Genomic DNA, 10,403 nt, shown 5'->3' with positions numbered 1-10,403 from the left:
CCAGGCGCTGGTCGTGACCACGCTGGGTACCGAGCGCGATGCCCAGCGCATCGACGCCCTGGCCGGCGAGTACGAAGACCGCTTCATGATGCACTACAACATGCCTCCCTTTGCCACCGGTGAAGTGGGCCGCATGGGTTCGACCAAGCGCCGCGAAATCGGCCACGGCCGTCTGGCCAAGCGCGCCCTGGTGGCCGCTCTGCCGAGCAAGGAAGAATTCCCCTACACCATGCGCGTGGTGTCGGAAATCACCGAATCCAACGGCTCCTCGTCCATGGCGTCGGTCTGCGGCGGCTGCCTGTCGATGATGGACGCCGGCGTGCCCATGAAGGCGCATGTGGCCGGCATCGCCATGGGCCTGATCAAGGACGCCAACCGCTTTGCCGTGCTGACCGACATCCTGGGCGATGAGGACCACCTGGGTGACATGGACTTCAAGGTCGCTGGTACCACGGCCGGTATCACCGCGCTGCAGATGGACATCAAGATCCAGGGTATCACCAAGGAAATCATGCAGGTCGCCCTGGCCCAGGCCAAGGAGGCGCGCATCCACATCCTGGGCAAGATGCAGGAAGCCATGGGCGAAGCCAAGACCGAAGTGTCCAACTTCGCGCCCAAGCTCTACACGATGAAGATCAACCCCGAGAAGATCCGCGACGTGATCGGCAAGGGCGGCGCCGTCATCCGTGCGCTGACCGAAGAGACCGGTTGCCAGATCAACATCGAGGAAGACGGCACCATCACCATCGCCGCCACCGACGCCGCCAAGGCCGACGAGGCCAAGCGCCGGATCGAGCAGATCACCGCAGAAGTCGAAATCGGCAAGGTCTACGAAGGCCCTGTGACCAAGATCCTGGACTTCGGTGCTTTGATCAATCTGCTGCCTGGCAAGGACGGCCTGCTGCACATCAGCCAGATCGCGCACGAGCGCGTCGAGCGCGTCGGTGACTACCTGACCGAAGGCCAGATCGTGAAGGTCAAGGTCATGGAAACCGACGAAAAGGGCCGCGTCAAGCTGTCCATGAAGGCCCTGGCCGAGCGTCCTGCGGGTGGTGGTTTCAGCGATCGCCCTGCGCCCGCAGAGCGTGGTGACCGCGAGCCCCGCCGCGACCACGGTCGCGACCGCCAGCCTGTGGACCAGCAACAACAGCAACAGCAGCAATAACGGGTACTGCCAGCGGGTGGTGCGATCGGTCCGATGAGCGGTCGATCCGCTGCCCCGGCTGCCATGCGGGTGGGTCGTCTGGACGGCGGGCCCGCGGTGGCGGCCGGTGCCGGCGATCCCCATGCCCTCGATGACAACAGAGCATCCTATGCAAGCGGTGGAAATCTCCTCGTTCGGTGCGCCGGACGTGCTGCGCCTGGGTGCGCGTCCCGTGCCGGTGCCGGGTGTTGGCGAACTGCTGATACGCGTGGGTGCCAGTGGCATCAACCGCCCTGACGTGCTGCAGCGCATGGGCCACTACGCACCCCCGCCTGGTACCTCCGACCTTCCGGGTCTGGAGGTGGCGGGCGTGGTGGAGGCGGGCGATGCCGCTGCCATGGCCCAGGCGGGCCTGGCCATTGGCGACCGCGTCTGCGCGCTGGTCGCCGGTGGCGGCTATGCCCAGTGGTGCGTGGCGCCGGTGGAGCAGTGCCTGCCTGTGCCGGCGGGCTTCAGCGACATCGAGGCGGCCTCGCTGCCCGAGACCTTCTTCACCGTGTGGAGCAATGTCTTCGACCGCGGCCGCCTGCAGGCGGGTGAAACACTGCTCGTGCAGGGCGGTACCAGCGGCATCGGCGTCACGGCGATCCAGCTGGCACGCGCCTTTGGTGCCACGGTGATCGCAACCGCGGGCAGCGATGAGAAGTGCCGGGCCTGCCTGGAGCTGGGTGCGCACCATGCCATCAACTACAAGTCGCAGGACTTCGTGGCCGAGGCCAAGCGCATCACCGACGGCAAGGGGGTGGATGTGGTGCTGGACATGGTGGCGGGCGGCTACGTCGCGCGCGAGGTCGAGTGCCTGGCCGAGGATGGCCGCATCGTCATCATCGCCGTGCAGGGTGGGGTCAAGAGCGAGGTCAACGCGGGCCTGGTCCTGCGCCGCAGGCTCACCATCACCGGTTCCACCCTGCGTCCGCGCTCCGTGGCCTTCAAGGGGGCTATTGCCCGCGCGTTGCGCGAGCGGGTGTGGCCTCTGCTGGCGGCGGGCACGGTGCGTCCGGTCATCCACAGCACATTCGCGGCGGCCGATGCGGCCCAGGCGCACGCGCTGATGGAGTCGAACCAGCACATTGGCAAGATCGTTTTGACGTGGTGAACGGAACATGAAAAAGAAGCTCATCGCAGGCAACTGGAAGATGAACGGCGGCCTGGCAGCCAACGAAGCGCTGCTGCAGGCGCTGCTGCAGGGCATGGCCTCGGCTGCGGTGCAGTGCGACGTGGCCGTGGCCGTGCCGGCACCCTACCTGGCCCAGGTCCAGGCGCTGGTGGCTGGTTCGGGCATTGCCCTGGCCGCGCAGGATGTATCGGCCCACGAGCAGGGTGCCTATACCGGCGAGGTGTCGGCCGCCATGCTCAAGGAATTCGGTGCGCGCTACGCGCTGGTGGGGCACTCCGAGCGCCGCCAGTACCATGGCGAAACCGATGCCGTCGTGGCCATCAAGGCGCAGCGCGCGCTCGCGCTGGGCGTCACGCCCATCGTCTGCGTGGGTGAAACCCTGGCCGAGCGCGATGCCGGTGAGACCGAGGCGGTCGTCAAGCGCCAACTGGCTGCGGTGATCCATCTCAATGGCCACTGCATCAGCGAGATCGTGGTGGCGTACGAGCCGGTCTGGGCCATCGGCACCGGCCGCACGGCCACGCCCGGGCAGGCCCAGGCGGTGCATGCTGTGCTGCGTGCGCAACTGGCCGCGGCCAGCGAGCACGCTGACCGCGTGCACCTGCTGTACGGCGGCAGCATGAATGCCGCGAATGCGGCCGAACTGCTGTCGCAACCCGACATCGATGGTGGCCTGGTGGGCGGTGCTTCGCTCAAGGCCGGCGATTTCTTGCAGATCATGGGGGCGGCCTCTGCGGGCCGCGCCTGAAGTTATCCAAATCAGGAGTGAACAGAGAATGAATGTGATCGTGAACGTGATTCTGGCGGTGCAGATGCTGACCGCCCTGGGGATGATCGGGTTGATCCTGATCCAGCACGGCAAGGGTGCGGACATGGGTGCTGCCTTCGGCAGCGGCAGCTCGGGCAGCCTGTTCGGTGCCAGCGGCAGTGCGAACTTCCTGTCGCGCACCACGGCAGTGCTGGCGGCGGTGTTTTTCGCTGCCACGCTGGCTCTGGCATACTTCGGCAATGCGCGCCCCGCCAGTTCTGGCAGCGTGCTCGAAGCGCCTGCAGCGGCTTCGCCCGCGCCAGCGTCTGCGGCATCGGGTGCGACCCCTGCGGTGGTTCCTGTGCCCGTGGTGCCGGCTTCCGGCGCGGCGCAGATCCCGACCAAATAATCTGCACTAATTTGGGCTCTGAAACACGGAGCAGGGTTTTTACGGAGTAGAATCCTGGATTGTCTGGAAAGCCAAAACCGCAAGGTTCCTCATGCCATCCAGGCACATACATCCAGCCGTCGTGGTGAAATTGGTAGACACGCTATCTTGAGGGGGTAGTGGCGAAAGCTGTGCGAGTTCGAGTCTCGCCGACGGCACCAAAACAAAGGCCTCCCCGCATGACCCGCCAAGGGTCATGTCGGGCCAGGCCACAGCGGTGAGCACATCCTCCAGATGAACCTCGATCAGTACCTCCCCGTCCTCTTGTTCATCCTGGTCGGCATCGCCGTTGGCGTCGTGCCCCTGGTCATCGGATATGTCCTCGGTCCCAACCGCCCGGACGACGCCAAGAATTCCCCCTACGAGTGTGGCTTCGAAGCCTTCGAGGATGCGCGCATGAAGTTCGACGTGCGCTACTACCTCGTCGCCATTCTCTTCATCCTGTTCGACCTCGAAATCGCGTTTCTCTTCCCGTGGGCGGTCACGCTGCACGAGGTGGGTGCCGCCGGTTTCGTGGCTGTGGTGATCTTCCTGACGATCCTCGTCGTGGGCTTCGCCTACGAGTGGAAAAAAGGCGCCCTCGACTGGGAATGACAGCGGGCTTCAACAAGGACTGATGCAATGATTGAAGGCGTGATGAAGGAAGGCTTCATCACCACGAGCTATGACTCCGTGGTGAATTGGGCCAAGACCGGCTCGCTCTGGCCCATGACCTTCGGTCTGGCCTGCTGCGCTGTCGAAATGATGCACGCGGCGGCGGCCCGCTACGACATCGGCCGCTTCGGCGCCGAAGTGTTCCGCGCCAGCCCCCGCCAGTCCGATCTGATGATCGTGGCCGGCACGCTGTGCAACAAGATGGCACCGGCGCTGCGCAAGGTGTACGACCAGATGTCCGAGCCCCGCTGGGTGCTGTCCATGGGCTCGTGCGCCAACGGTGGCGGCTACTACCACTACAGCTACTCCGTCGTGCGCGGCTGCGACCGCATCGTGCCCGTGGACGTCTACGTGCCCGGCTGCCCGCCCACGGCCGAAGCGCTGATCTACGGCATCATCCAGCTGCAGCAGAAGATCCGCCGCACCAACACCATTGCACGCGTCTGAGGGTCGATGATGACATCTGTTGCCATTCACCCTGAAAAAATCAAGGACACCGTCGCTGCCGTGCTGGGCGACAAGGTCCGCAAGATCCATGTGGCCCTCGAAGAGGTCACCATCGAAGTCTCCGCCGCCGACTACCTGGCTGCCATGCAGCAGCTGCGCGACGCGCCCGGTTGCCAGTTCGAGCAGCTGATCGACCTGTGCGGCGTGGACTACTCGGCCTACGCCGACGAGGTCAACGAAGGCGCGCGCTACTGCGTGGTCTCGCACCTGCTGTCCGTCAGCCTGAACCAGCGCCTGCGCGTCAAGGTGTTCTGCGCCGACGACGATTTTCCCGTCGTGGCCTCGGTTGCCGACCTCTGGAACTCGGCCAACTGGTACGAGCGCGAGGCGTTCGACCTGTTCGGTATCGTGTTCGACGGCCACAACGACCTGCGCCGCATCCTGACCGACTATGGCTTCATCGGCCACCCCTTCCGCAAGGACTTCCCGCTGTCCGGCCATGTCGAGATGCGCTACGACACCGAGCAGCGCCGGGTGGTCTACGAGCCCGTCTCGATCGAGCCGCGCGAGATCACGCCGCGCATCATCCGCGAAGACAAGTACGGAGGCCTGCACTAAGGCGCTCGTCGCCCCGCGTGACCCACCATGGCTGAAATCAAGAACTACTCCCTGAACTTCGGACCGCAGCACCCAGCAGCGCACGGCGTGCTGCGCCTGGTGCTCGAGCTCGACGGCGAAGTCGTGCAGCGCGCCGACCCGCACATCGGCCTGTTGCACCGCGCCACCGAAAAGCTGGCCGAGCACAAGACCTACATCCAGTCGCTGCCCTACATGGACCGCCTGGACTACGTGTCCATGATGTGCAACGAGCACGCCTACTGCCTGGCCATCGAAAAGCTGCTGGGCCTGGAAGTGCCTGTGCGTGCGCAGTACATCCGCGTGATGTTCTCCGAGATCACGCGCCTGCTCAACCACCTGATGTGGCTCGGTTCGCACGGAAACGACTGCGGCAGCTCCACCATCCTGATCTACACCTTCCGCGAGCGCGAAGACCTGTTCGACATGTACGAAGCCGTCTCCGGCGCGCGCATGCACGCGGCCTACTTCCGTCCGGGCGGCGTCTACCGCGACCTGCCGGACAGCATGCCGCAGTACAAGGTCAGCAAGATCAAGAATGCCAAGGCCCTGGAGGCCATGAACCAGAACCGCCAGGGTTCGCTGCTTGACTTCATCGACGACTTCACCAAGCGCTTCCCGGGCTGCGTGGACGAGTACGAGACCCTGCTGACCGACAACCGCATCTGGAAGCAGCGCACCGTCGGCATCGGCGTGGTGCCGCCCGAGCGCGCGCTCAACCTGGGCATGACCGGCCCCATGATCCGCGGCTCCGGCATCGCCTGGGACCTGCGCAAGACCCAGCCCTACGATGTCTACGACCGCATGGACTTCGACATCCCGGTGGGCAAGACGGGCGACTGCTATGACCGCTACCTTGTGCGCGTGCAGGAGATGCGCGAGTCCAACCGCATCATCAAACAGTGCGTGGACTGGCTGCGCGCCAACCCCGGTCCTGTCATTACCGACAACCACAAGGTGGCTGCGCCTGATCGTGAATCCATGAAGTCGAACATGGAGGAGCTGATCCACCATTTCAAGCTCTTCACCGAAGGTTTCCACGTGCCCGAAGGCGAGGCCTATGCCGCCGTCGAGCACCCCAAGGGCGAGTTCGGCATCTATTTGGTGAGCGACGGTGCCAACAAGCCCTACCGCCTGAAGATCCGTGCGCCGGGCTTCGCCCATTTGGCCACGCTCGATGAAATGGCCCGCGGCCACATGATCGCCGACGCCGTGGCCATCATCGGCACCATGGATATCGTGTTCGGGGAGATCGACCGATGAGCAGCAGCAATACCAAGATCACCGATGCCACGCTGGCGCGCTTTGCGCGCGAAGTGGCCAAGTACCCGCCCGAGCAGAAGCAGTCGGCCGTGATGGCCTGCCTGTCCATCGTGCAGCAGGAGCAGGGCTGGGTCAGCGCCGAGAGCGAGGCCGTGATCGCCGACTACCTGGGCATGGCCCAGATCGCGGTGCACGAAGTCACCACGTTCTACAACATGTACAACCAGCAGCCGACGGGCAAGTACAAGCTCAACGTCTGCACCAACCTGCCGTGCCAGCTGCGCGACGGCCAGAAGGCGCTGCACCACCTCGAGAAGAAGCTCGGCGTGACCATGGGCGAGACCACGCCCGACGGCCTGTTCACGCTGCAGCAGTGCGAGTGCCTGGGCGCCTGTGCCGATGCGCCGGTGATGCTGGTCAACGACCGCACCATGTGCAGCTTCATGGACAACGACAAGCTCGACCAGCTGGTGGACGGCCTCAAGGCCGCGGAAGGGCAAGCATGAGCACCGCCGCACAGAAGATCCTCTCGCAGTTCCAGGCCACGGGCGTCCAGACCTGCTTCCACGACCGCCACATCAACCCGCAGATCTACGCGGGCCTGGACGGCACGAACTGGGGCATCAAGGACTACGAAGCGCGCGGCGGCTACCAGGCCCTGCGCAAGATCCTGGCACAAGGGGAGGGCGCAGGCCTGACCCAGGACCAGGTGATCGCCACCGTCAAGGAATCGGGCCTGCGCGGCCGCGGCGGTGCGGGCTTCCCCACTGGCCTCAAGTGGAGCTTCATGCCCCGCTCGTTCCCCGGCCAGAAGTACCTCGTCTGCAATTCCGACGAGGGCGAACCGGGCACCTGCAAGGACCGCGACATCCTGCAGTTCAACCCGCACATCGTCATCGAGGGCATGATCATCGCGGCCTACGCGATGGGCATCTCCGTGGGCTACAACTACATCCACGGCGAAATCTTCCAGACCTATGACCGCTTCGAGGAAGCGCTCGAAGAGGCGCGCGCCGCCGGCTACCTGGGCGACAAGATCCTGGGCAGCAACTTCAGCTTCCAGCTGCACGCTGCGCACGGCTTCGGCGCCTACATCTGCGGCGAAGAAACCGCGCTGCTCGAATCGCTCGAAGGCAAGAAGGGCCAGCCGCGCTTCAAGCCGCCGTTCCCGGCCAGCTTCGGCCTGTACGGCAAGCCCACCACCATCAACAACACCGAGACCTTCGCGGCCGTGCCGTGGATCATCCGCAACGGCGGCCAGGCCTACCTGGAGTGCGGCAAGCCCAACAACGGCGGCACCAAGATCTTCTCGGTCTCGGGCGACGTGGAAAAGCCCGGCAACTACGAAGTGCCCATGGGCACGCCGTTCGCCAAGCTGCTCGAACTCGCCGGTGGCGTGCGCAAGGGCCGCCAGCTCAAGGCCGTGATCCCCGGCGGCTCGTCCTCCCCGGTGCTGCCCGCCTCCATCATCATGGAATGCACGCTGGACTACGACTCCATCGCCAAGGCCGGCTCCATGCTGGGCTCGGGTGCCGTGATCGTGATGGACGACTCCCGCAGCATGGTCGAGAGCCTGCTGCGCCTGTCCTATTTCTACTCGCACGAGTCCTGCGGCCAGTGCACGCCGTGCCGCGAAGGTACGGGCTGGATGTGGCGCGTGATCGACCGGATCCAGCATGGCCAGGGGCGCGATGGCGACCTGAACCTGCTCAATTCGGTGGCAGACAACATCCAGGGCCGCACCATCTGTGCGCTGGGTGACGCAGCGGCCATGCCGGTGCGCGCCATGATCAAGCACTTCCGTCCGGAATTCGAAGCGCTGATCCGCAAAGACACCCCTCAGGCTTCCGCCTCCGCCTGATCGCGAGAAACGCATATGGTTGAAATCGAACTCGACGGGCAGAAGGTAGAAGTCGCCGAAGGCTGCATGGTCATGCATGCAGCCGAAAAGGCCGGCACCTACATCCCCCACTTCTGCTACCACAAGAAGCTTTCCATCGCCGCCAACTGCCGCATGTGCCTGGTGGACGTGGAAAAAGCCCCCAAACCCATGCCTGCCTGCGCCACGCCCGTGACGCAAGGCATGATCGTGCGCACCAAGAGCGACAAGGCCATCAAGGCCCAGCAGTCGGTCATGGAATTCCTGCTCATCAACCACCCGCTGGATTGCCCCATCTGCGACCAGGGCGGCGAGTGCCAGCTGCAGGACCTGGCCGTGGGCTACGGCGGTTCCTCCTCGCGCTACGAGGAAGAAAAGCGCGTGGTCTTCCACAAGGACGTGGGCCCGCTGATCTCCATGGAGGAGATGAGCCGCTGCATCCACTGCACCCGCTGCGTGCGCTTCGGCCAGGAAGTGGCCGGCGTGATGGAGCTCGGGATGATCCACCGCGGCGAGCACTCCGAGATCACCACCGTGGTCGGCGATACCGTGGACTCCGAGCTGTCGGGCAACATGATCGACATCTGCCCCGTGGGCGCGCTCACGAGCAAGCCGTTCCGCTACAGCGCCCGCACCTGGGAACTGTCGCGCCGCCGCTCCGTCAGCCCGCACGACTCCACCGGTGCCAACCTGATCGTCCAGGTCAAGAACCACAAGGTCATGCGCGTCGTTCCGTTCGAGAACGAAGCCGTCAACGAATGCTGGATCGCCGACCGCGACCGCTTCTCGTACGAATCGCTGAACAGCGACGAACGCCTGACCCAGCCCATGCTCAAACAGGGCGGCGTCTGGAAGACCGTCGACTGGCAGACCGCGCTCGAGTACGTGGCCAACGGCCTCAAGAACATCAAGGCCGACCACGGTGCCAACAGCATCGGTGCCCTGGTCAGCCCGCACAGCACGCTGGAAGAGCTGTACCTGGCCTCCGCCCTGGTGCGCGGTCTGGGCAGCGACAGCATCGACTACCGCCTGCGCAACGCCGAATTCGCAGCGCCCGAAGGCATCCGCTGGCTCGGCACGTCCATCGCTTCCCTGTCCACGCTGCAACGCGTGCTGGTGGTGGGCTCCAACCTGCGCAAGGACCATCCGCTGTTCGCACTGCGCATCCGCGCCGCCGCCCGCCAGGGTTGCCAGGTCAGCGTGGTCGACTCGGCCCTGGCCGACTGGGCCATGCCCGTCAAGCACTCGCTGCTGCAGGGCGCCGGCCAATGGCTGCAGGCCCTGGGCAGCATCGCTGCCGCCGTGGCCCAGGAAAAGGGCGTGTCCGCACCCGCAGGTGCCGGTGAAGCCACCGAGGCCGCGCTGGCCATTGCCCGCTCGCTGCTGGGCGGTGAACGCAAGGCCGTGCTGCTGGGCAACGCTGCCGCGCACCACAGCCAGGCGACGCAACTGCTGGCCCTGGCCAATTGGATCGGCGAGCAGACCGGCGCCACCGTCGGCTACCTGACGGAAGCCGCCAACACCGTGGGAGCCCAGTTCGCCGGCGCCCACCCCGTGGGCAGCGGCCTGAACGCGGGCCAGATGCTGGCCGGCGGCCTCAAGGCCGTGCTGCTGCTCAACACCGAGCCCGCCTTCGACGCCGCCAACGGCGCCCAGGCCGCTGCCGCCATCGGCCAGGCCCAGATGGTCGTGACCATGAGCCCGTTCAAGGCCAACATGGACATCAGCGACGTGCTGCTGCCCATCGCCCCGTTCACCGAAACCTCGGGCAGCTTCGTCAACGCCGAAGGGCGCCTGCAGAGCTTCCACGCCGTGGTGCGCCCGCTCGGCGACACGCGTCCCGCCTGGAAGGTGCTGCGCGTGCTGGCCAACCTGCTGGGCTTGTCAGGCTTCGAGTTCGAGACCGCCGAGCAGGTGCGCCAGGAAGCGCTGGGCGACGAGGCCCTGATCCCGGCGCGTCTGTCCAACGACGTGGCGGTCACGCCCAAGGCTGGCGTTGCCCCGCAG

Annotated in this window: 11 protein-coding genes and 1 tRNA gene; all 12 read left to right on the top strand. The window is 65.5% G+C overall.

Annotated features, from left to right (window positions below; genetic code table 11):
* On the top strand, window positions 1-1,165 hold a 1,165-nt coding region (pnp, locus tag ACK59X_RS14690; RefSeq protein WP_409958192.1), incomplete at its 5' end, for a polyribonucleotide nucleotidyltransferase.
* A gap of 148 nt (window positions 1,166-1,313) precedes the next feature.
* Entirely contained in the window at window positions 1,314-2,300 is a 987-nt protein-coding gene (locus ACK59X_RS14685; protein ID WP_409958190.1) for an NAD(P)H-quinone oxidoreductase, read from the top strand.
* Between the two features lie 7 nt (window positions 2,301-2,307).
* The gene (tpiA, locus tag ACK59X_RS14680; RefSeq protein WP_409958188.1) at window positions 2,308-3,069 is read left to right on the top strand and encodes a triose-phosphate isomerase; all 762 of its coding nucleotides are present in this window, start codon (window positions 2,308-2,310) and stop codon (window positions 3,067-3,069) included.
* A gap of 28 nt (window positions 3,070-3,097) precedes the next feature.
* A complete protein-coding gene (gene secG, locus ACK59X_RS14675; RefSeq protein ID WP_409958186.1) occupies window positions 3,098-3,478 on the top strand; it encodes a preprotein translocase subunit SecG in 381 nt (126 codons plus the stop codon).
* Between the two features lie 115 nt (window positions 3,479-3,593).
* Window positions 3,594-3,678 (top strand) — tRNA-Leu (locus ACK59X_RS14670).
* A 73-nt stretch (window positions 3,679-3,751) separates the two neighbouring features.
* Window positions 3,752-4,111, top strand: a complete 360-nt coding sequence (locus ACK59X_RS14665; RefSeq protein ID WP_007849128.1) for an NADH-quinone oxidoreductase subunit A — start codon at window positions 3,752-3,754, stop codon at window positions 4,109-4,111.
* A 27-nt stretch (window positions 4,112-4,138) separates the two neighbouring features.
* The gene (locus ACK59X_RS14660; RefSeq protein ID WP_007849129.1) at window positions 4,139-4,618 is read left to right on the top strand and encodes a NuoB/complex I 20 kDa subunit family protein; all 480 of its coding nucleotides are present in this window, start codon (window positions 4,139-4,141) and stop codon (window positions 4,616-4,618) included.
* 9 nt (window positions 4,619-4,627) lie between these two features.
* Window positions 4,628-5,236 carry an NADH-quinone oxidoreductase subunit C gene (locus ACK59X_RS14655; RefSeq protein ID WP_409958184.1) on the top strand — a complete coding sequence of 203 codons (609 nt, stop codon included), beginning with the start codon at window positions 4,628-4,630 and terminating at the stop codon, window positions 5,234-5,236.
* 27 nt (window positions 5,237-5,263) lie between these two features.
* Window positions 5,264-6,517 carry an NADH-quinone oxidoreductase subunit D gene (locus ACK59X_RS14650; RefSeq protein ID WP_409958182.1) on the top strand — a complete coding sequence of 418 codons (1,254 nt, stop codon included), beginning with the start codon at window positions 5,264-5,266 and terminating at the stop codon, window positions 6,515-6,517.
* Window positions 6,514-7,023 carry an NADH-quinone oxidoreductase subunit NuoE gene (nuoE, locus tag ACK59X_RS14645; RefSeq protein ID WP_409958180.1) on the top strand — a complete coding sequence of 170 codons (510 nt, stop codon included), beginning with the start codon at window positions 6,514-6,516 and terminating at the stop codon, window positions 7,021-7,023. Before ACK59X_RS14650 ends, nuoE begins: the two co-directional genes overlap by 4 nt.
* Window positions 7,020-8,378 carry an NADH-quinone oxidoreductase subunit NuoF gene (nuoF, locus tag ACK59X_RS14640; RefSeq protein WP_409958178.1) on the top strand — a complete coding sequence of 453 codons (1,359 nt, stop codon included), beginning with the start codon at window positions 7,020-7,022 and terminating at the stop codon, window positions 8,376-8,378. Before nuoE ends, nuoF begins: the two co-directional genes overlap by 4 nt.
* 15 nt (window positions 8,379-8,393) lie before the next feature.
* A partial coding sequence (gene nuoG, locus ACK59X_RS14635) for an NADH-quinone oxidoreductase subunit NuoG (protein WP_409958176.1) occupies window positions 8,394-10,403 on the top strand: 2,010 nt, incomplete at its 3' end.

It is taken from the genome of Acidovorax sp. (assembly GCF_046339755.1).
GTDB lineage: Bacteria > Pseudomonadota > Gammaproteobacteria > Burkholderiales > Burkholderiaceae_C > Acidovorax.
Note: the sequence above shows the minus strand (reverse complement) of the source record. Positions and strands in the feature narration are given on the sequence as shown.